We start from the raw sequence: 20775 nt of genomic DNA, 5'->3' as shown, positions 1-20775 counted from the left end.
ACGATGAAAAACTTTTTTACAATTATCGGCGGTATGGGAACGATGGCGACCGAAAGCTATATCCACCAGTTGAATTTACGCACTAAAGCACATAAAGACCAAGATTATTACAACTACACCTTGGTCAATCATGCGACAGTGCCAGATCGAACGGCATATATTTTGGATAATACTAAGCCCGACCCTTTACCAGAATTGATCGAAGATTTTAAGCAATATGCGACGCTTGGACCAGACTTTTTTACTTTGCCATGTAATACGGCGCACTATTTTTATGATGAGCTTGCTAAAGCTGTCGATGTGCCGATCTTGCATATGCCTAAAGAAACAGTCGCTGAGATCAAAAAGCGCTATCCAAAAGCTAAAAAAGTCGGCTTAGTCGCAACTCAAGGCACGATCCGTGATCAGATCTACGATAAAGAGATCTTAGCTGCTGGTTATGACTTAGCCAAGCCAAGTCCAGCCGTCCAAAAGATGACCGACGAATTGATCTATGATGATATCAAAGAACAAGACGTGGTCGATGGTAAATTATTCCATGATCTAGTAGCACAAATGATCCAAGAAACAAGCTGTGATGTGGTGATCTTAGGCTGTACTGAGTTATCACTTGCCCAAGAACGCGAACCGATCACTGACTTACCACTTGTGGATAGCCAATCTACTTTGGTCGACCGTACGATCGAATGGGCCGATAAGACACAAAAGCAAAAATGATCAGCGTGAGCCGATGTGGTAAGCGCCATATAAATAACGAGGGCATCACTATGATGTGCATTTTGCATCATAGTGATGCCCTCGTTATTTACTAGGTGTCAATTTGAACACATGTTTCAGAAGCGTATTTGCTAAAACTTGATCCACTTGCTTTTTAGCATGAAATAACGTTAATTTGGCAAAACGTTACGTTAAAAAATAATGTCCCTGTGGTAGGGTCAGTTGGGCTAAAATCGACTTATCAGCTGATAGATCAAATAAATATTACAAGAGGTGTTAGTTATGCAATTAGTAGATCAAAATAAGAAGCGTGTGACAGGTATTTTTTTGGGTACAGTATTGGTGGTAGGTCTTTTCTACTTTGGCAGTTTGATGCTTGATTTTTCACACTTGGCTGTGCAGTTTGGCATCTCTACCACGGCAGCGGAAAAGATCATTAATATTGCAAGTGGTGCTGGTTCTATTTGGGCGATCATTGCGGTAGTTGGTGGTAGTGCCGGCTGGGGGGCAGCACTATTAGCAGCTGCTAAAGTTTTGATCAAACGTTATGGAAAAAAGGCAGCTGTTAGTTGGTAAAGCGTAAATGGTCAAAAGCACGCTTCGTTTATGTAAGTGTGCTTTTTTAGTGAGGTGTAGGTGATGTTAAGGTCAGTCGTAAAGATGTGGGACGCACGCTATAAAATCGCACATCAAGAATTATCATATCTGTATTTTTGTTTGTTGATCCTTTTAGGATGTGGGACGGCGTTTATCGTGACCTTGTTTGAAGAATTTTATGTAAAATGTTTAATTACTGTTACTGTCGTGTATTTATTCAGTGGTAACAATTTACAAGTGGGACTCAAGTTGAGTAAGCAGATGCCAGATATATTCAAACAAAACTATCGCATGTATTTTAAATATCGCTGGTTGATCCATTTAGCGTTGAATCCACTATTAGTAGCCTATGGTACCTTTATTCTCACGTATAGCGGATGGAGCTTACTTAGCTCAAAGCCAGCTTTTGTCTTGGAGATATATCTTATCGCTTTAGAATTATTTTTGCTGTTGTTTGCATTTGCCACTACTCTTTTGCGTTATTTGCTAAAACTTGGAGCCTACTTATTGCTCGTGGGGGCGATATATCTCGGAGAATTAGGACACTTAAATTTAACTAAGCTGATTTTTTTAGTAGTGCTATTTGTGGCACTATACCTGATATTTGATCAGGAAAAACTCGCGCAAAAGAGAGGTAGCCTTTTTGAGACTAGGTATTTGAACCTAAATTATTTAGCGGGGGCGTTACGCTATGAATTAGTGACTAAATTGTTCGAAACAGTAGTGTTAGTGCTTTATGGGTGGCTTGCCCTTAAATTTAAATTTAAATTTGAATTTTCGCTCATTCCTTTAGTTGTGACCTTTGTTTTGTTTGAAAATCTAGTTTATCTTCAAATGATATTTCTAAAAAGTAAGCATTTTAAAGCACGAGCCCTTTTTTTGCAAGGTAGTCAAAAATTGGGTACAAGGCTAGTGTATGGTAACTTATTCTATCGTGATCTCTATTATCTCCTGATTTTTTTGGTTACTGTAGGCTGTTCGCTCTATTATGATTTCTTTGATCTAACTCAAGTTTTATTGGCAACTGTGTATCTTAGCGTGGCATTATTATATTTTACTTACCTTGAAAAAATAGTCAGTGTTACGAAAGAAAAAAGGCCAAATTTTTATGAAGAGTATCTAGGGCTTGTTTTGCTGGTTTTATTGGTGGTCGTGAAATGAGATCAAAGTTGACTGAATTGATAAAATTTCAACTAGTTGCCTTGGGCAGTATAGTATTTCTGATAATAGGCATGTACTATCTCTTTTTTTATAACTTAGATGAACCCCTTATCTCAAAAGTGCCAATTTTAGGGGTCGAACATACGATCAGTTTGTTTTTGCATAACATGTGGGTCTATTTTGTGACAGTGGGTTTATTTTTTGTTGCCCCACTGCCGATCTTGTATAACTGGGGAATGTTGTGTTTTACGATCGCCTACAACATCAGTGCTTTTGGGATCGGGCAGACGCTACGTTTGTTATGGCCTCATGGGATCGTTGAAGTGCCAACTATCTTGTTATATCAGTATTTAGCGCTCAAAATGATGTTTTTGTTATATCGGACCCATAGTTTTTTTTGGTTTTGAGTTTTGTCAGGTACAACTATCGCTGGTATTTATTATGTGGCTTATTAGTGCTTTTAGGTGCAATTTTAGAAGGGATGGTCGGATGATGATCGCATTAAGAGATGTTTCAAAAGAGTTAGGTGAATTTAGTTGTTCTAAAGTCAATTATGTGTTTGCCAATAGTTTGTATCAACTAAATGGTGAAAATGGGAGTGGTAAATCAGTCTTATTAAAAATAATTGCAGGATTTGATCGAAAAATTACTGGTAAAGTTGAAAATGATCAGATCAAAAAGCCGATCTTATTTTTGACGGATACAGGGATCGGGCTACCCTATCTAAATGTGCGCGACAATATAAATTTAAGCGCCAAAATTTTAGGTGTGGATATCAGTGAAGAGATGTTTTTCCCGCTATTTCAAGCTGATAAATATTTAGAGACTGACTATACTAAGAGTTCACTGGGAAATCAAAATAAAGTTGGGGCAGCACTTTTATTTTCTGAGACCGAATATGGCTTGATCGTGATCGATGAAACACTAAATGGGATCGATCGCCAAAGTACTGAGCTTATCCTAGAGCGTCTAGACGAATTGCAGGCTAAACAGCGTTGCCCGATCATCGTTGTTTCACATGCAATAACACTTGAGCACGCAAAACAGGTCAATATTTACGAGATCATTGGAGGAAAAAAATTATGAGTAAAGCAGAAAAATTACCCTTCGGAACTAAATTAGTCATCTTTTCATTAGTTCCACTATCGCAGATCTTACTGTATTTTGCCACGGCTGAGCAACTACAAAATAAAGAGTTGATGACATTAAAGGATAGTCTACATTTGAGTGCGACTCAATTGACGGTTTTTCAGATCGTGATCGTTTTGAGTTATTCGCTGATCTCTTTTGGTTTGATGTATTTAGTTGGCAACTTTATTCTCAATTTTTCAAATAAGAAAAATAGTGAGGCGTTGTTTATCTCACTTGTCTTGGCGATCGGGATCGCTAATAGTTTAGCACTGATCGTGGTGAATTTATTTGGCATGTTGTTGCCTTGGCTGCCAGCACTTTGTCAAGTTGTCATTGTGACTTTTAGTTACTATAAACTTTCGGGTAAAGATAAAAGCGGTAGCCTATTTTTATTAGGCTTGATGTTGGTCTTTAATTTAGGTCCAGTATTATTTTTGTGATCAAGCTTAGCATGATATAATGACGGCAAATAGTGTTAGTCAGATCTAGGAAAGGAAATGAGAACTCATGTTATTATTTGGTACAGTTGTTCCATTGACAAATATCAATTCGTGGCTGATCCGTTTTTGGTATAGATAATGGTCGTAGATTTTACAATTGCATTTGGCACTTATTTGTGGGATTACTTTTTTACTTTGATGATGTTTTTGCTTTTTATCCAAAAAGTCGATCTAAAAAGTATCGGTCTAGTTGGTGTGAGTTCGGCGATCCTTGCAGGAATAACTAATTTTATTGGACTTGAGATCATGGGTTTTATCGTTCTTTTTGGATGCTTAGTCCTAGCTAGCAAGAAAACTGTTGTAGCTCAAACAGCAAAGATCTATCTGCTCATGGCTAGCATTTTGACGATTTTTTTGACCGACCTTGGTGGTGTTTTGGTCTTAACGATCAGGTCGTTATTTGACTTTTCGGATCTAAGTGTGCTCGCGGGAGCATTTTTGATGTCGTTAGTCTTAAATATTGGTGTTTGTTTGTTGATAGTCCGCTATCGTGATCTGCTTACCGACTTTTTTGCTGAACCGTTATTTTATAGGATAACTTATCGCGTGGTTTTGATCATCTTTTGGTGCATATGTCTTTTGCACATAGTGACTGATAGCTTGCAGATCACGCTACAGATCAGTTTTTGGCTCATTTTGATAACACTTGGAATAGGAAGTTTAGCCGGCTATAGTTACTATGTGACGATCATCAAGTTGAAAAATGAGATGTTGTTAGAGCAACGATCTAAGCAGGAAAAACTATTCAAGAATTATCTAAGTGAGATCAGTAGTGCTTATCAAGAGATGGCGAATTTCCGCCATGATTACCGCAATCTTTTGTTGACGCTAAAATTAAAGATCGAAGCGACCGGCGATAAAGAGTTAAATAAATATTTTCAAAATGTGGTCGCATATTCGGAAAATGAATTGGGCAATGTCTTTGAACATCGACTTTTAGCTCCAGTAACGCGGATAAAAAATACTGCACTTCGCAGTGTGATCGTTGCCAAATTGGTCAAAGCTTCTAAGCAACAGATCGCAGTAGAACTTGATATTTTAGCTGACGTTGAGCTTTTGCCTAAACTTGAGCTAGTCGTTTCGCGGATCATTTCGATCTTGTTGGATAATGCGATCGAAGCTAGTGCTACAGTAAAAGCCCCCAAGATCACAGTAGGGCTTGAGGCATATGGTGAAGGTAGCGTGGATATCATTGTCACTAATAGGGTGACTACCGATACAATGCAGATAAATAAGTGGTTTTCGCCAGGATATACGACTAAAACAAATGAATTCAAACACGGACGCGGTCTGGGGATCGTCAGGGAATTAGTCAGCAATAATGAAGCACTTTCGTTGCGGGTGAGTTGTGAAAATAAAAAGGTGAAATTTGTTCTGGGGGTGAGTTGACTTTGTTAAAAGTTATCTTGATCGATGATGATGTTGTTCAAAGTAAGATGCTGGCAGATACTTTAGAACGCTACCTAAAATTTGAACAGTTAGATGCTATGATCGCTTTGGTGACTACAAGTCCAGCACAGGTGTTGGAGTATGTAAAAAATGATCCAAGCGCCAGTTATCTTTTTCTCATTGATATCGAACTTAAACCCGGGAAATATTTAGGAATTGAATTAGCCAGAAAATTACGGCAACTTTTACCTTATGAAAATATTGTCTTTTTGACCGCACATGCTGAATTTAGTCTGACGGTCCTAGGACATCGGATCAAACCATTGGATTATATTGTTAAAAATAGCGACATGGAAGTGATGTTGTGTTCGTTGCGGAAGGATATTTTATTTGCTTTGAAGCAAAATGAGTATGTTACACCAGAAGGAAAAGAAGTTTTCACTTATAGGCTTGGGCAACGCTATTATAAGATCGACGTTGCCGATATTTTATTTTTTGAATCAATGCCCAATCAAGCCAATACCGTTGTTTTGCACGCCAAAAATCAAGTGATCGAGTTCAATGGTTCACTAAAAGCGATCGAAAATAATAAGTTAGCTAATTTTTTTCGGTGTCACAAGAGTTATCTAATAAATTTAGATAATATTCACACCTTTGATAGAAAACGAGCGCTCGTTTATTTTGATGCTAAAGCAACGATCGGGTGTAAAGTTTCCTTCCGCAAAGCGCGTGAGTTAGTAAAAATACTAAAAAAGTGATCATATCAAAAAGTCGTTAGACAAGGGGGTAGTCTTGTTTAACGACTTTTTGGCAATTATTAGTTAGAGAGTGAGATCGATGAAGCTATGTGACACGTGGACAGGGGCAGCCTAAAAAAGTTAAGCAGGATGTTAAGACTACTTACCACAATGTCAATAGATCGAGCTATAAGCTAAGGTGGGCGCAACCACAAAAAGCTAACAGCACCGATTCATCACCTCTTTTATTATGGATAGTTGAGGTTCTCTCAACGTAATTAAGTATATACCCAAGTATTTTGTGAAAAACTATTGATTTTTTGGCAAAATATGCATATGTGAGCTAGGCGGTGTTTTGCGCAAAGAAAATTTTTTATAAACTTGTAAAAAATTTAAATTTACTCAAATATTACGAATATAGTAAAATTATTTTCTGTTGATATCGTTATTATTTGGGGGTTTTGCCTGGGGGTATTTTAAAATTTGATAACAACCATTACTAAGGTGTTGCTACTGGTAATGTTCGGCGTTATGATTACAATATATTTTAAACAAAGGGGAAATCAAAGTGTCCAAAAAATGGTATGAGGCGCTAGACCAAGAAGATGTCATCTTTTTGCATCAGTTAGCGCAAGCAGATTTTAAGTTGTCAAAGTTGTCAGATGAGACGGGGATGTCGTATTTTGTGCTCAAAAAGCGGATGCAAAAGCTAAAATTAGCTTTATCCCAAAAATCGCCTGGGGATAGCGATTTTAAGTCATATTTGGATTTTCTAGTCGAACAGCGGATCTTACCGCAGTTGATCGCAAAGGTTTTATATCAAAAGCACCTAGAAGGCTTAGACTAGCTAAATTGCTCATGCTACTAGGATATGGTATTTTTAGAAGTGTAGTAAATTAAAAATGTTAGAGGCTATGTGATGAAAAAAGGAATCTTACTGATCAACTTAGGAACACCCAAAAGTCCAACAGCTAAGCATCTACGACCGTACTTGCGGCGTTTTTTAGGTGATAAACGGGTGATCACGACCCCAGATGTGATCTGGAAGCCGATCTTGGAGTTGATGATCTTACCACGGCGACCTAAATTTTCGGCTCAGATGTATAAAAAGATCTGGTCAGCTGAATACGGCTCACCCTTGGCATATTACACTAAGCGACAGGCTGAATTATTGCAGGCTCTAGTACCAGATACGGTGGTAAAGTATGCATTTAGTTATAGCAAGCCAGATATTTCGCAGGTTTTAGCTGAATTTGAAGCCCAAAAAGTGACTGATCTATGTATTATTGCGCTATATCCGCAATATTCGACGACAACAGTGGGCTCAGTCAGTGACGATGTGATGCGGTTTTATCACAAGCGGACTTATGTACCGAACCTCAAGTTTGTGACCTCTTTTTATGAAAATGAGACGTATTTGAAGCTGATCGCTGATAAGATCAAGGAGTATTGGAATAAAAAAGCATATGATAAGTTGATCATCTCATATCATGGGATCCCAGAAAGTTATGTGAAAAAGGGCGATCCTTACCAAGCGCAGTGTGAAGAAACGACCGCTAAGCTTCAAGCGATGTTGCCGGATATCGAGATCTTGCATACATACCAGTCTAAATTCGGTCCGGCTAAATGGCTTGAGCCAGCGACTGATGAAACCATCAAGGATTTACCAAAGCAGGGGTGCAAAAAACTATTGGTGATCTCACCATCGTTTGTGGCTGATTGTTTAGAGACGTTATACGAACTAGAACTCGAAAATCGGGACTATTTTGAACAAGCGGGTGGAGAGTGCTATGATGTTGTTCCTTGTTTAAATGCTGATCCTGAATTTATCGAGCTTTTAAAGGATCTGAGTGAATAGGACTCGGGGTGAGTTCTATTTATTTTTTGAACTATTTTAGGCTATCCTAAAAATATATTTCGTTTATCTTTAAAGTGTGCTATGATCGAGATGGAAAAATAGAAAGGGTGGTTTTATGAAAGTTAAAGATTTTGTTGCAACTTTTTTGACAGATCAAAATATCCATGGGATGGCAGTCAATTTGATCGGTAATCTAGGTCTAACTTTGCGCCGAGCGCAGACGCGTTATCCAGAGTACAGCAATCTCTTTAGAGACAAGCGTCTTTGGACCGGAAAGCGCGAAGTGACGCGGTGTATGAGTTATCCTGTGGCTAAGTTAAGTGACGGTCTTTACGTTACGGCTACAAATGGAGTACCAAATGAAGAGCTGGTCAAACTATTTAAAGCTAAATTACTGCAATTAAAAACAGAATTAGAAGCATTACCAGAACAAAAGCCAGAGCGTCCACTGTTTACAGGGATCAATGCTTTGTTTAAGCAACCAACGATCTTTGTGAATGCCAAAAATGAATTGCAGTTGCTGTTAGAAGATAAATTCCAAGCACCAGAAAAAGTTCCTTTAGCTCGCTTTGATTTCTTTAGTTTGGGCATCTTCTCTTATAAAGATGTCGCTTATTATGAAATGGTCGCTGATGATGGAAAAGCGCTCGAAGACCATGATCTAACGGTGATGTTGGGAAACTTATTAGTGTTTATGACGATTTCGGGGATCACCCAAGCCGATTATGCAACAATGAGTGCTTTTAGCATGTCAAACGCCTAAAAAAGCAACAGATCTTTGCCAGACAACCTGTTTGTCGTTAAAGATCTGTTGCTTTTTTACTTTTTACAAATGGAGAAGATCTCCATTTAGCCTTTAAAACATATTGAGATGCGTGATCGAGTTAATGCCTTATGAATAATGATAGAGGCCTTGCATTATTCATAAGGTACTGACCGTATTGTTTCACATGAAACTTTAGTTGTTTTCCAGTTGCTCCGTCAAAACTTTGATCTTTTCGACGGTCTCATCCAAAAAGGAGATCGTATTTTCAAGCGGAGCAGCAGTTGAAATGTCTACACCAGCGACTTTGGCAGCCTCGACGGGTGTTTTTTGGTCACCGAGTTTTAAGAACTCGAGCCAAGCTTCAACTTGCGCCTTTGGATCGACCAATAATTTCAAATAAGCTTGAGTTGCGATCGTTAAGCCAGCTGAGTAAGTATACGAGTACAAGCCCATATAGTAGTGTGATTGACGCATCCAAGTTAGAGCAGCGCGCTCATCGATCACGACTGCATCGCCCCAGAAGCGCTTGAGAACTTTTTGCTTGAGTTCGCAGAGTTTAGCCCCATCAAATGAACCACCGGCATCGATGATTTGATAGACCTCACGTTGGAATGCTGCTTCAAGTAAATGAGTCACAAAATTATGATAGAACGTATTGGTCAACATCTTAGTGTAAGCAAAGCGTTGCATTCGCGGATCAGACGTACTTTGTTTTAAAGAATGTGTCAGCAATAATTCATTAAAGGTCGATGGCGCTTCGATCAAATACATCGAAGGGTCGCTACCTAAGATGGAATTATTTTGGGCGGTGAGCAGTGCTTGGCCAGCGTGACCGAGCTCATGGATAAGCGTATAAACGTCGGCTAACTCATCTGTCCAAGACATCAAAATGTAAGGATGCACACCATATGGATCGGTCTCAAAGCCACCAGTTTCCTTACCAGCGTTGACAGCAAAATCGACCCAACGTTCATCAAATGAGCGCATGACCATTTTAGAATAGTTGTCACCTAAAAGAAAGACAGCCTTTTTAATGTAATCTGGTGCCTCTTTTAAGCTGACTTTAGGTGCAAATTCAGGATCAAGATCGATTTGTAGATCAGCAAAGTTCATTTGTTTTAAACCATGTGTTTTCCCGATGAGTTTAGCATATTTTTGCATGACTGGTCCGAGTTTATCTAAGATCAGATCGATCTGACGGTCAAACATTTCATGAGTGACTTCTTGGTCAGCTAACAGATAGTCAAAGACCGAATCAAATCCGCGCAAGGTCGCCAAGGTTTTTTCTTTAGCGACTTGGGTGTAGTAAGTAGCTGCCACTGTATCTTGATATTTTTTTAGTGTTTTAGAGAATGATTCGAAGGCTTTTTGGCGTACTTTATAATTAGGATGGTATTGATAGGTATTTTCATACAAGACAAATGACATAGGATATGTCGTTTCATCGACCACAAAATCTTCAAAGTCCATATCAGCCGCACGTGTTGTCGTGTAGATCCCTTCAGGTGCGTTTAGCGTTGGACCTAATAGGGCAAGAGCAGCTTCGGTCTTAGGATCGAGGAGATGCTTTTGCTTTGCCTTCAAATGCCGAATGACCGAGGCAAAGCGTGGTTCTTTGGTAGCTACTTCGTCTAAAGTTGCAGCCGAATTTTGACTGACTTGAATATCAAAAAAAGCTAGTTTAGCGTTCTTAAAGGCTAAAGTTTGTTCAGCTTGCTTCAATAAATGATCGTAGTGTGGATCAGTCATATCGCTTGCTTGATGTAAGAATGCATAATGCTCGATCAAAGATGCTTTTTGTTCGATCTTTTCGAGCGCTGTTAAACCGGCTAAGATCTGATCAGTAGTCGTCAAGTGACCATCAAAATCAGCCACAAGATCAGTTACAAGTTGCTTTAAAGCTGTTAGATCTGCAACCCAAGCTTCATCGTTTGGATAAAGTGGGGTCAGATCCCACGTGAGTTCTGAAGCGACGTCTTTTCGATTTGGTAATGCCATTGGCAAAGCCCCCCTTAAAATAAATGGTTTTGCAAAATTATAGCATAAAACATGAAGCTTATAGTAGCATAATTGTCTTTTGTAGATGGCTAGTGTATAATTTAGCTTACAGAATACAAGTAAATCACTTGGCTGTAATTATCCAGAAAGGAAGGTATAGTCATGCGTACGCCTGAAAATGTCTTGAAGATCGGTGTATTGAATTTGATGCACGATAAATTAGACACCAAAAGACGGTTTGAACGGGTCTTGGAGAATTCAGCTCAGCCAGTTGAGTTGACCTTTTTTTATCCTAAAGATCATTACCAAGATCGCCCAGTTCCAGCTCAAGTAGCGCAGATCGCGCACCCACTTGAGTTAGCTGAAGTTGAAAAACTCGATGCTTTTATCGTGACTGGTGCTCCGATCGAAAAACTAGATTTTGCAGAGATCACATACATCAGTGAATTGCAGGAACTCTTTAATTGTTTAGCTCAAAATAAGATCGAGCAGTTGTACGTCTGTTGGGGCGCCATGGCTGCAGTCAATTATTTTTACGGTGTGGATAAGCATTTATTGCCACAAAAATTATTTGGGATCTATCGACAAGAAGTCTTACGTGATTCTAAATTATTAGCACAAGTCGCACCGGGCTTTTTAGCTCCACATGCGCGGTATGCTGATATTGATCTTACACGGGCAAAACAAGTACCTGAGTTAGAGATCACCGCCGTCTCGCAGGCTGGAGAGGCTTTCTTACTTGAAGCACCGACAAGACATCAGACATTTTTATTTTCACATTTGGAGTATGGCAGAGATGCTTTACAAAAAGAATACGCACGCGAATTAGCGGCTGATCCAAGTGCCAAAGATTCACTGGCTCGTCCCCAAAATTATTATGTTGATGGGCGACCACAGTTTTTATGGGAAACGTTACAAAAGCAATTTTTTGCTAACTGGTTACACCAAGTAGCTAGGACACGCAAAGCTAAAGAACTTATCAAAAATTAACGGGGGTCTTGATATGAGTAAAGTTTATGATTCGATTTTAGATACTATCGGTAACACACCGATCGTCAAGTTGAACAATGTTGTTCCTGCTGGGGCAGCTGATGTTTATGTCAAGCTTGAATTTTTCAATCCTGCTGGTTCAGTCAAAGACCGGGTAGCCTTGGCGATGATCCAAGCGGCTGAAGAAGCCGGAAAGCTGACTAAAGGTGGCACGATCATCGAACCAACTTCAGGCAATACCGGCATCGGGTTAGCTGCAGTCGCGGCGGCTAAAGGTTATCGGTTATTGATCACGATGCCAGAAACGATGAGTATCGAACGGCGCAAATTGATGCAAGGTTATGGGGCTGAATTGATCTTGACCCCAGGTGAAGAAGGCATGGGTGGTGCGATCAAACTCGCTAAACAGCTAGCTGAGAAGAACGGTTATTTCTTACCGATGCAATTCGATAATCCTGCCAATGCTTTGATCCACGAACAAACGACTGGTCAAGAGATCTTACAAGCTTTTGGAGCTAAATTACCTGATGCCTTTGTTGCAGGGGTCGGCACAGGTGGAACTTTGACTGGTGTTGGGCGTGCTTTGCGGGCTAAGAAAGCTGATATTCAACTATACGCCCTTGAACCAAGTGAATCCCCAGTTTTAAAAGAAGGCAAGAAGGGCAAGCACAAGATCCAAGGTATTTCAGCTGGCTTTGTGCCTTCGATCTTGGATACTAAACTTTACAATGATATTTTGGAAGTTCCAAGCCAAAAAGCACTTGAGATGGCACGAAAAGTTGGTGAAAAAGAGGGTTTCTTACCAGGTATCTCAGCTGGTGCCAATATTTATGGTGCGATCGAAGTGGCTAAAAAATTGGGTGCTGGCAAGCGTGTCTTGACTGTTGCCCCAGATAATGGCGAACGTTATCTTTCAACTGAATTGTTTGAAGGCTAATTATTGAAAAATTTAGTGTGAGTATTTTTATGCTGTTGCTCAAGTACTTGCATTAAGGAATTTAAAACGATAAAACATACCTGATCGAATTTTAAGGGATTTGATCAGGTATGTTTTATTTTAGTCCAGTCAATTTTTGCAGTTATGTATTACTTTAGTTTTTTGATGAGTGAGGAAAGAGGGTATTTTCGATTTGAGATCATAGATATTTCATAGTGCTTAGGTAAAGATAGTTTTTTTGATGTTAAATTAGTTTTGGAAATTTGCTCGTAATGCTTAGCAAGAAATTTAGGCAGAATAGTAGTTAAGTTAGTATGAGGACGGCTAATTAAATAATTTATAAAGTCAAAACAATTGACTTTATAAATTTCTGGGACAGGAAGATCTGCTTTTTGAAAGACGTATTTAATTTGTGGAATAAGAAAACTGTATTCGGGATGAAGGAGAAACTTCACTTTTCTCAATTCTTTAGCAGTTAGTGACTGATCATTAGGTGACATGATGTAGGTATTGTTTTGAGAATACACGACATAGTAAGGTTCTGAGTAGAGTGTATATTTTTCATGATCAGTAGTAAGTTTATTTTCAAAAAAATCATTTATGAAGATGATATCTAAGCTACCATAGTTAAATTTTTTTATTAATTCATCCATATCGTTAGTCAGGGTAAGTTGATGTCGATCAAAGAGCAATTCGCTAAAAAATCCAGGATAAAGTAAAGTTGCGATGTTACTTGCACCAATATTGAGATTGCTGAATTGTGTATTTAGATCGATACCCTTGACACTATAAAGAGAGTCAAAGTCATGTAAAACTTTGATAGCTTGTTGATAAAAATTTTGACCGTTTGATGTCAATACAACTCCACGAGAAGAACGTACAAACAAACTAACTTGAAAGTGTTCTTCCAGTTGATGGATCTTTTTACTGATAGCTGGTTGAGATAGAGATAGAATTTCACTACTCTTGCTGATACTTTTTGTTTTAGCAACAGTGATGAATACATATAGCAAGTCAACATTTAATGAATTGTACATATCCTATTGCCCCTTCCCGTTATAGCTAAATTATAAAGCTTGTGAATTAATGTTTGTTATAACGTTTTATTATATCGAAGTATTATATATTGTTAATTCCATATATTCAAACAAAATGATAATCTAGCTACAACAAGATATTTTAATTTGTTTGAAATGGGGACTTTTAAATGAATAATGTAATTGAAAAGTATCATTGCAAAGATATTTCATCTAAAAAAATCACTAAGGATAAATGGTTTATTGGGTCAGCATTACGATCTGTAAACTATACAGAGTTGAGTAATGGATACTATTATTACAAGCAACCAACTATCTGGACTAGAATGCTATCGGTAGATCCTGTTAATCCGTATTGGGAAGTACATAATGAGACGGAAAATTTTCTGTTAATAAATAAATCAAATGATGAGATAGTTTACTTTTTACAAAGTGTTTTAGACTCCTATGTAAAAACAAAATCAGGTGAATGTATCAAATTATATTCTTTTGGAAAAGGGAGATCAGGCTTTTTTGATAAAAATATCCAAGAAATCGAGTTAGAAGTGCCTTTTCATATCAATAAACAAAGAGTTGGAAATTACAGAAAACTATTTGCACTAATTGGAGATAGGTTTTATCCAGCGATCGATTGTACTGAATTTCAAATCAATGAACGGGTATATTTTGAAATCAATATTAATTTATCGTACTTGGAAATGCTTTGTGATCAATTGGATTGTATATTTTATGGCAAGAGATATTTAGAGATCGTTGATTCATTTGGTATAGGAAGTGAGCAATTGATATCTGACCAAAGGATCATTAGATTGATCTCTTTAGTGGAAACGGTGAAGTTTATTGAAAAGTATCGAATCACTGTTGCGTCAAATTACCTAGGTCATACTGTGAAAAAAATATATAAACTTCTAGCTGTACAAATATTTTTGCTAAAGCTAGACATTGATATGTTAAAAAAATGCTTGAAAGGTGCAACTGTCGAAGCGATCGATAAAGAATTGGTCAAGTTGCAGAAGATAGATACTGACTTGCTGAAAAAATATGATCCTTTTACTTTATCTGATAGGTACGGAATTACAAAAGAAATTCAAGATGCTCTGAATAATTCTAGGGAATATGTAAGACATTACAGTAAAAAAACAATAAAGTATTTTACCGATATCCCTTTTTGCGGTGATATTACTGGTGAAAAAGATTTTATTGAAACAATTTATAAAATTCAGAAGGGTAAGTAATGATAAAGTAGTGAATGATTTAATATGAGAAAAGATACTAGAGACGAAAGTTCTTTTTTACATGGAATATATTGGGGTGATCACAAAAGATTGCTAAACCCGGGAAATATAATATTCAAAATGTATGGATCAAGGATCATGTAATTTAGAATAGGGGGCAAGTATGAATTTTACTAAAGAAAATACCGTGTTTTTACCGAAACAGTTGGTGGATAAGCATATGTTGATCACAGGGCAGACTGGTAGTGGAAAAACGTGTACAGCTCGATCACTGATCTACCAACTTCAAAAAGAAAATGAAACTGTAATTATCTTAGATCCAACGGGTGAATATACCAAACTCCCTAACATGGTCGTATACACCTTGGGAGAAAATGCTTTTATTGATCCAGGTAGCCTTGAAGTAGATCAATTATTAAAGGTTTTAGATATCAAAACATCTAACTTGTTAACTAATAAAGTAGAACAAGCGATCGAATCATTGAAAATACAAGAAAATATTGTGGGGAGAAAAGAAATTTATTTGAAGCTCGGGTTACCAATTGATGATCATCAAAATAAAGTGGAAAAGCTAAAACCATGGATGAATCGATACCCGTTTAATTTATTAGCTAAACAATCAATTGAAGAGTTTGTGGTTCCTAAAAAAGATGATACAGCTGATTATACATTAGTAGGCCAAGTATATGATCGCGAAAGGATCAATCAGTGTTGGGATGACTTTATGATACTAGATCAACGAATTCGTGGACAGCGTTTTCTAGAAGTGTTTGGTACTAAAAATCAGACAGGAAGATCTAAATATGATATAGATTATATTCTGTCTTTATTTTTAGAAAAACGGAGCATGAGACGTTCGTTGGTGTTGGATCTATCAAGACTTAAAAAGTATGGTAACTCACAGAAATATTTAATGTCGTTGATCCTAAAAAAGATCTTGGCTAAGCGAATGTCTGCAAGATCCAAATTCAAAGTTAGCCTATTTATTGATGAAGCACATAGGTATTTACCTCAAAATGAATTTGATATGTCAGAGAATGGTTTTTTTCAGCTATTACGCGAAGGTAGAAAATATGGAGTAAGTTTAGTTTTGGCCACTCAATCACCCTTAGATATTTTACCAAAGTTATTATCGCAAGTTTCAAATTTTGTTATACATAGGACAAGTATTTTGGACGAGTTAGAATATTTGAATATTGAAGTTCCATTTGAAATATTGAACAAATTAGATGTGGGTCAAGCGGTGATATACTTGTATCCAAAATTTTATCAAAAAGTAAATATCAGCTTACCTGGGGAGTGTGGATAGAATGTCTGGAAAAAACCGATCGATATTTTTTAAACTATATCATTGCAGGAACAACATTTAATAATATTGTTATTTATCCGAAGTAGGAGTTTTTTTACCTTAAAATTGATATAATTTGATTAAAACACGAACTATTTAGGGGTTGATTTTTACGATCATACGTGTAATACTTATCAAAGTAAAAACAAATCAGAGGTGAAAGAAATTGGATAATGGTCAAACAACAGCCACTAAAGCAGGCTGGCTCGAAAGAACCTTCCATTTTAAAGAATTAAAAACTAATACTAAACGGGAGACCGTTGCTGGCTTGACTACATTCGTATCGATGGCATATATTTTGTTCGTCAATGCTAATATCTTAGGTGCTGCAGGGATGGATAAGGGTGCTGTCTTTACAGCGACTGCGCTCTCAGCGATCATTGGTTGTACCTTGATGGCATTTTTAGCTAACTATCCGATCGGGATCGCTCCTGGTCTAGGGGATAATGCGTTTTTCACTTATTCCGTTGTTTTGACGATGGGGATCTCGTGGCAGACTGCAATGGCTGGAGTCGTGGTGGCTTCCGTTATCTTTACGTTACTTTCATTATTCAAGATCCGTGAGATCGTTATCGATGCGATCCCACATGATCTTAAACTCGCAATGGCAGCCGGGATCGGCATCTTTATCGCTTTTGTTGGTTTAAAGGGTGGCGGGATCGTCGTTGCCAGCAAATCTTCGTTAGTTGAATTGGGATCGTTGACGGTTCCAACTACTTGGTTAACGATCTTTGGTTTCTTTGTGACTGCTTTATTGATGGCACGCCGCGTCCCAGGTTCGATCTTTATTGGGATCTTAGCAACGACACTTTTAGGTCTAGTAACGGGCTTGATCCCGATGCCAGACAAGATCGTTTCTTCGATCCCAAGTTTGGCACCAACTTTTGGGGTCGGTCTAGCAAACTTAGGTAATATCAATACCCCACAGATGCTAGCGGTGATCATCGTTTTATTACTGGTGACTTTCTTTGATACAGCAGGTACATTAGTCGGACTGGCACAACAAGCTGGCCTGATGAAAAATGATAAGATGCCTCGGATCGGTCGTGCTTTGATGGCTGACTCATTTTCAATGTTAGCTGGTTCTGTGATGGGGACCACCCCAACAGCAGCTTATGTCGAATCTTCTGCTGGGATCGCAGTCGGGGGCCGGACTGGTTTTACTTCATTAGTGATCGCGGGTATGTTTGGTCTGAGTCTATTCTTCTCGCCATTATTGAGTGTGGTGACGACTGAAGTTACAGCCCCTGCCTTGATCATCGTTGGTTCTTTGATGGCGCAATCGATGCGCTTTATCAACTGGGAAAAATTCGAGATCGCTTTACCAGCGTTCTTAACGATCATCGCAATGCCGTTGACATCTAACATCTCATACGGGATCGCATTTGGTTTCTTAGTTTATCCGATCACGATGATCGCAGCTGGTCGTCGAAAAGAATTAAATCCAGTGGTCATCGTCTTATTCTTCATCTTCATTGCAATGCTATATGTGCTAAATATCTTGCCACACAATTAAACCACAGTGCGAAGAAAAGTGGTCTATGCCGTACGGATAAAGACCCTATCATGATGTATCTTGCATCGTGATAGGGTCTTTTGTTGCATTTGGATTTGATATAGGTCATACTCTTTTCTTTTTACTTGCTGATGACGTAACGTTATCATTTATAGTGAAGTTAGAAAGGAGGCAAATAATGTATACAAGTGGACAATTAGCAAAACAGTGTCATGTTACTTTGCGGACGGTGCAATATTATGAACGGCAAGGATTATTGATCGCTAGTCGCACTGAGGCTGATCGACGCTTATATGCCAAAGATCAAGTCACACGTTTAGAACTGATCTTGGCCTATAAGGAATTAGGTTTTACGCTAAAAGATATCAAAGGTCTATTAGATACACCGGAAAATTATAAAATTTTACAGTTGTTAGTGGCCCAACATCAAGAACAAAATGCTAAGGAATTAGAAATGGCTAAAAGACGCGCCGTAAAGTTGGACTATTTAGCAGAACAACTAGAAAAATTTCAAGTTTTCCCGGGAAATTTTACGAAAGGAATTGAATTTGAAATGGAAAAGACAAAGAAATTACATCAATTACACTGGCTAATGATCGGAATTGGACTTGTGATCGACTTGATCTTGTGGGGCAGTATCATCTACGTCTTCTTAACACATGGATCATGGTGGTTAGTAGCGGGAGCCTTAGTGATCTCAGTAGGACTCACAACAGCTTTAGTACGCTATGTTTGGCAGCATACGGCGTATATATGCCCTAACTGCCAACATCAATTTCGTCCAGGGCTCAAAGCGTATTTTTGGTCTGCTCACACTCCGAGTACACGAAAGCTAACATGTCCAAATTGTAAACAGAAAAACTTTTGCATCGAAGTCTATGCCGATAAACAAGCTTAATTTTTAGCTTTGGTGTAAGATGAAGATGAGGTGAATGAGATGAAGTCACGCAAAGAGATCGCACGGCTGGCAAATGAATTGACACGGTCTTTAGAACAAAGTACAGATGATAAGGTCTTTTTAAAGATCGTCGCTTATGGAAAAGATGCATTGGCAGACCGGCAGATAGCCCCCCAGATCATTATGGAAAAAATGGTCATAGCGTCCTATGAGGCGGTGCTTCGGGGCAAAGGCAAGATCAAGATGAGTGCAGAAACGCTAGCGATCGTCAAACAAATGGAGAAATTATCCCGAACACGTAGCTTATTACCCTTTCGCCGCTATGATCCATGGGATTAGTTATTCGTTTTAAATCAGAATAATTTAAATTAAAAAGGCTAAAGTTCGCAATTAATAAATTTAGCCTTTTTTTAGCGAAGTAATATTCGTAATTGCTTGAAAAAAACAAGCTCGATTGTTACAATTATCAAGGTCGTTAATTTAGACTAGCAAGCAGAGTAATGCTTAGAAATATTATGAGGTGGACTGTATATGTCATCAGTAGTAGTTGTTGGTAGTCAATGGGGCGATGAAGGCAAAGGAAAGATCACTGATTTCTTGAGTAAAAATGCCGATGTTATCGCACGTTATCAAGGTGGAGACAATGCCGGTCATACGATCGCTTTTGATGGTAAGACCTATAAATTGCGCTTGATCCCATCTGGAATTTTTTATTCCGATAAGATCAGTGTCATTGGTAATGGCGTTGTTTTGAATCCTAAGTCGTTAGTTGCTGAGTTGGAATACTTGCATGAAAATGGGATCCCAACAGATAACCTTCGTGTTTCAAACCGTGCGCATGTGATCTTGCCATACCACATTGTCTTGGACAGCTTACAAGAAAGCGCCAAAAAAGACAACAAGATCGGTACGACTAATAAGGGTATCGGTCCTTGCTACATGGACAAAGCAGCTCGTATCGGTATTCGGGTCGCAGATCTATTAGAAGCAGATACATTTGCTGAAAAGCTACGTCGTAATTTGGAAGAAAAGAATCGTTTATTCCAAAAGATGTACGATTATGAAGGCGAACCGCTTGATTTTGAAACAATTTACAATGAATATTATGAATACGGTCAACGTATCAAAAAATATGTAGCTGATACATCGGTTATTTTAAATGATGCGTTGGATAACGGCGGGCATGTTTTATTTGAAGGTGCTCAAGGTGTTATGTTGGATGTGGACCATGGGACATACCCATTCGTTACATCTTCTAACCCGATCGCTGGTGGGGTCACAACTGGCTCTGGTGTTGGTCCAGAAAAGGTCAATAAAGTTGTGGGTGCCTGCAAAGCTTATACTTCACGTGTTGGTGATGGTCCATTCCCAACTGAGTTACACGATGAGATCGGTAGCTACATCCGTGAAGCAGGTCACGAATATGGTACAGTTACGAAGCGTCCACGTCGGATCGGTTGGTTCGACAGTGTCGTGATGCGTCATTCCAAGCGGGTCTCAGGTTTGACCAACTTGTGCTTGAACTGTGTGGATGTCTTGACTGGTTTAGATGAGATCAAGATCTGTACAGCTTACGAATTGAACGGTGAAAAGATCGACCGTTACCCAGCTAGCTTGAAAGAATTGGCACAATGCAAGCCAGTTTATGAAACAATGCCAGGCTGGAAAGAAGATATCACAGGGGCTAAGACTTTAGCTGATCTACCTGAAAATGCACGTAACTATGTCAAACGCATTGAAGAATTAGTTGGCGTGGAAGTTTCGACCTTCTCTGTTGGTCCAGATCGTGATCAAACAAACGTCTTAAAAGATATTTGGGAAGAAATTTAAATAAATTAGAAAGAGGCTGATAGTTATTTATGACTATCAGCCTCTTTTTAAGTAAAAAGATTAAAAAACATCTACTTTTATTTAAAATAAATTAGCTATATCATTTAGAGTTAATCGTGTGGTAAAATCT

General features: G+C 38.4%; 21 protein-coding genes. 19 read left to right on the top strand and 2 right to left on the bottom strand.

Annotation, left to right across the window (positions count from 1 at the left end; all coding sequences use genetic code 11):
- Nucleotides 1-3 precede the first annotated feature (3 nt).
- The 11 genes from Q9Q35_RS07035 (at nt 4) to Q9Q35_RS06985 (ending at nt 8853) form a co-directional block, all read left to right on the top strand.
- Entirely contained in the window at nt 4-717 is a 714-nt protein-coding gene (locus Q9Q35_RS07035) for an aspartate/glutamate racemase family protein (protein WP_304652745.1), read from the top strand.
- 282 nt (nt 718-999) lie between these two features.
- Nucleotides 1000-1293 (top strand): uberolysin/carnocyclin family circular bacteriocin, encoded by a 294-nt coding sequence (locus tag Q9Q35_RS07030; protein WP_304652744.1) that lies wholly within the window; start codon nt 1000-1002, stop codon nt 1291-1293.
- Nucleotides 1294-1356: 63 nt separating this feature from the next.
- Entirely contained in the window at nt 1357-2475 is a 1119-nt protein-coding gene (locus tag Q9Q35_RS07025) for a hypothetical protein (protein ID WP_304652743.1), read from the top strand.
- Entirely contained in the window at nt 2472-2882 is a 411-nt protein-coding gene (locus tag Q9Q35_RS07020; RefSeq protein ID WP_304652742.1) for a hypothetical protein, read from the top strand. The genes Q9Q35_RS07025 and Q9Q35_RS07020 overlap by 4 nt, the downstream gene beginning before the upstream one ends.
- Before the next feature lie 82 nt (nt 2883-2964).
- Nucleotides 2965-3561: an ATP-binding cassette domain-containing protein gene (locus Q9Q35_RS07015; RefSeq protein WP_304652741.1), complete on the top strand. Its 597-nt coding sequence runs from the start codon at nt 2965-2967 to the stop codon at nt 3559-3561.
- A complete protein-coding gene (locus Q9Q35_RS07010) occupies nt 3558-4046 on the top strand; it encodes a hypothetical protein (protein ID WP_304652740.1) in 489 nt (162 codons plus the stop codon). Before Q9Q35_RS07015 ends, Q9Q35_RS07010 begins: the two co-directional genes overlap by 4 nt.
- A gap of 138 nt (nt 4047-4184) precedes the next feature.
- The gene (locus Q9Q35_RS07005) at nt 4185-5495 is read left to right on the top strand and encodes a GHKL domain-containing protein (RefSeq protein ID WP_304652739.1); all 1311 of its coding nucleotides are present in this window, start codon (nt 4185-4187) and stop codon (nt 5493-5495) included.
- A 2-nt stretch (nt 5496-5497) separates the two neighbouring features.
- Nucleotides 5498-6253 carry a LytTR family DNA-binding domain-containing protein gene (locus tag Q9Q35_RS07000; protein ID WP_304652738.1) on the top strand — a complete coding sequence of 252 codons (756 nt, stop codon included), beginning with the start codon at nt 5498-5500 and terminating at the stop codon, nt 6251-6253.
- Between the two features lie 547 nt (nt 6254-6800).
- Complete coding sequence (locus tag Q9Q35_RS06995; protein ID WP_304652737.1) at nt 6801-7079, top strand: hypothetical protein; 279 nt, start codon at nt 6801-6803, stop codon at nt 7077-7079.
- Between the two features lie 72 nt (nt 7080-7151).
- Nucleotides 7152-8090 carry a ferrochelatase gene (hemH, locus tag Q9Q35_RS06990; RefSeq protein ID WP_304652736.1) on the top strand — a complete coding sequence of 313 codons (939 nt, stop codon included), beginning with the start codon at nt 7152-7154 and terminating at the stop codon, nt 8088-8090.
- A 115-nt stretch (nt 8091-8205) separates the two neighbouring features.
- Nucleotides 8206-8853 (top strand): hypothetical protein, encoded by a 648-nt coding sequence (locus Q9Q35_RS06985; protein ID WP_304652735.1) that lies wholly within the window; start codon nt 8206-8208, stop codon nt 8851-8853.
- 195 nt (nt 8854-9048) lie between these two features.
- Here Q9Q35_RS06985 and pepF read toward each other — a convergent pair whose 3' ends face one another.
- Nucleotides 9049-10854, bottom strand: coding sequence for an oligoendopeptidase F (gene pepF, locus Q9Q35_RS06980; RefSeq protein ID WP_304652734.1), 1806 nt, complete (start codon nt 10852-10854; stop codon nt 9049-9051).
- A gap of 162 nt (nt 10855-11016) precedes the next feature.
- On the opposite strand from pepF, the gene Q9Q35_RS06975 reads away from it, so the two are divergent.
- Complete coding sequence (locus Q9Q35_RS06975; RefSeq protein WP_304652733.1) at nt 11017-11844, top strand: homoserine O-succinyltransferase; 828 nt, start codon at nt 11017-11019, stop codon at nt 11842-11844.
- A 13-nt stretch (nt 11845-11857) separates the two neighbouring features.
- Nucleotides 11858-12781: a cysteine synthase A gene (gene cysK, locus Q9Q35_RS06970; RefSeq protein ID WP_304652732.1), complete on the top strand. Its 924-nt coding sequence runs from the start codon at nt 11858-11860 to the stop codon at nt 12779-12781.
- A gap of 149 nt (nt 12782-12930) precedes the next feature.
- Here the strand turns inward: cysK and Q9Q35_RS06965 are convergent, their stop codons facing one another.
- Nucleotides 12931-13818: a LysR family transcriptional regulator gene (locus Q9Q35_RS06965; protein ID WP_304652731.1), complete on the bottom strand. Its 888-nt coding sequence runs from the start codon at nt 13816-13818 to the stop codon at nt 12931-12933.
- Between the two features lie 170 nt (nt 13819-13988).
- On the opposite strand from Q9Q35_RS06965, the gene Q9Q35_RS06960 reads away from it, so the two are divergent.
- From Q9Q35_RS06960 to Q9Q35_RS06935, 6 genes are all read left to right on the top strand, one after another.
- Nucleotides 13989-15053: a hypothetical protein gene (locus Q9Q35_RS06960; protein ID WP_304652730.1), complete on the top strand. Its 1065-nt coding sequence runs from the start codon at nt 13989-13991 to the stop codon at nt 15051-15053.
- Nucleotides 15054-15216: 163 nt separating this feature from the next.
- A complete protein-coding gene (locus Q9Q35_RS06955) occupies nt 15217-16362 on the top strand; it encodes an ATP-binding protein (RefSeq protein WP_304652729.1) in 1146 nt (381 codons plus the stop codon).
- 205 nt (nt 16363-16567) lie between these two features.
- Nucleotides 16568-17917 (top strand): NCS2 family permease, encoded by a 1350-nt coding sequence (locus Q9Q35_RS06950; RefSeq protein WP_304652728.1) that lies wholly within the window; start codon nt 16568-16570, stop codon nt 17915-17917.
- Nucleotides 17918-18095: 178 nt separating this feature from the next.
- Nucleotides 18096-18815, top strand: coding sequence for a MerR family transcriptional regulator (locus Q9Q35_RS06945; RefSeq protein ID WP_304652727.1), 720 nt, complete (start codon nt 18096-18098; stop codon nt 18813-18815).
- 39 nt (nt 18816-18854) lie between these two features.
- Nucleotides 18855-19154, top strand: a complete 300-nt coding sequence (locus tag Q9Q35_RS06940; protein WP_304652726.1) for a hypothetical protein — start codon at nt 18855-18857, stop codon at nt 19152-19154.
- Between the two features lie 192 nt (nt 19155-19346).
- Nucleotides 19347-20645 (top strand): adenylosuccinate synthase, encoded by a 1299-nt coding sequence (locus Q9Q35_RS06935; RefSeq protein WP_004049597.1) that lies wholly within the window; start codon nt 19347-19349, stop codon nt 20643-20645.
- Nucleotides 20646-20775: the final 130 nt, after the last annotated feature.

The sequence above is a fragment of the uncultured Ligilactobacillus sp. genome (genome assembly GCF_948826705.1).
Taxonomy (GTDB): domain Bacteria; phylum Bacillota; class Bacilli; order Lactobacillales; family Lactobacillaceae; genus Ligilactobacillus.
Note: the sequence above shows the minus strand (reverse complement) of the source record. Positions and strands in the feature narration are given on the sequence as shown.

Bases quoted from the DNA above. Each gene is read 5' to 3' on its own strand.
- Q9Q35_RS06940 (WP_304652726.1), top strand. From the start codon at position 18,855: ATGAAGTCACGCAAAGAGATCGCACGGCTGGCAAATGAATTGACACGG.
- Q9Q35_RS07015 (WP_304652741.1), top strand. From the start codon at position 2,965: ATGATGATCGCATTAAGAGATGTTTCAAAAGAGTTAGGTGAATTTAGT.
- pepF (WP_304652734.1), bottom strand. From the start codon at position 10,854: ATGGCATTACCAAATCGAAAAGACGTCGCTTCAGAACTCACGTGGGAT.
- Q9Q35_RS07030 (WP_304652744.1), top strand. From the start codon at position 1,000: ATGCAATTAGTAGATCAAAATAAGAAGCGTGTGACAGGTATTTTTTTG.
- Q9Q35_RS06945 (WP_304652727.1), top strand. From the start codon at position 18,096: ATGTATACAAGTGGACAATTAGCAAAACAGTGTCATGTTACTTTGCGG.
- Q9Q35_RS06955 (WP_304652729.1), top strand. From the start codon at position 15,217: ATGAATTTTACTAAAGAAAATACCGTGTTTTTACCGAAACAGTTGGTG.
- hemH (WP_304652736.1), top strand. From the start codon at position 7,152: ATGAAAAAAGGAATCTTACTGATCAACTTAGGAACACCCAAAAGTCCA.
- Q9Q35_RS07005 (WP_304652739.1), top strand. From the start codon at position 4,185: ATGGTCGTAGATTTTACAATTGCATTTGGCACTTATTTGTGGGATTAC.
- Q9Q35_RS06975 (WP_304652733.1), top strand. From the start codon at position 11,017: ATGCGTACGCCTGAAAATGTCTTGAAGATCGGTGTATTGAATTTGATG.
- Q9Q35_RS07025 (WP_304652743.1), top strand. From the start codon at position 1,357: ATGTTAAGGTCAGTCGTAAAGATGTGGGACGCACGCTATAAAATCGCA.
- Q9Q35_RS07020 (WP_304652742.1), top strand. From the start codon at position 2,472: ATGAGATCAAAGTTGACTGAATTGATAAAATTTCAACTAGTTGCCTTG.
- Q9Q35_RS07035 (WP_304652745.1), top strand. From the start codon at position 4: ATGAAAAACTTTTTTACAATTATCGGCGGTATGGGAACGATGGCGACC.
- Q9Q35_RS06935 (WP_004049597.1), top strand. From the start codon at position 19,347: ATGTCATCAGTAGTAGTTGTTGGTAGTCAATGGGGCGATGAAGGCAAA.
- Q9Q35_RS06960 (WP_304652730.1), top strand. From the start codon at position 13,989: ATGAATAATGTAATTGAAAAGTATCATTGCAAAGATATTTCATCTAAA.
- cysK (WP_304652732.1), top strand. From the start codon at position 11,858: ATGAGTAAAGTTTATGATTCGATTTTAGATACTATCGGTAACACACCG.
- Q9Q35_RS06985 (WP_304652735.1), top strand. From the start codon at position 8,206: ATGAAAGTTAAAGATTTTGTTGCAACTTTTTTGACAGATCAAAATATC.
- Q9Q35_RS06965 (WP_304652731.1), bottom strand. From the start codon at position 13,818: ATGTACAATTCATTAAATGTTGACTTGCTATATGTATTCATCACTGTT.
- Q9Q35_RS07010 (WP_304652740.1), top strand. From the start codon at position 3,558: ATGAGTAAAGCAGAAAAATTACCCTTCGGAACTAAATTAGTCATCTTT.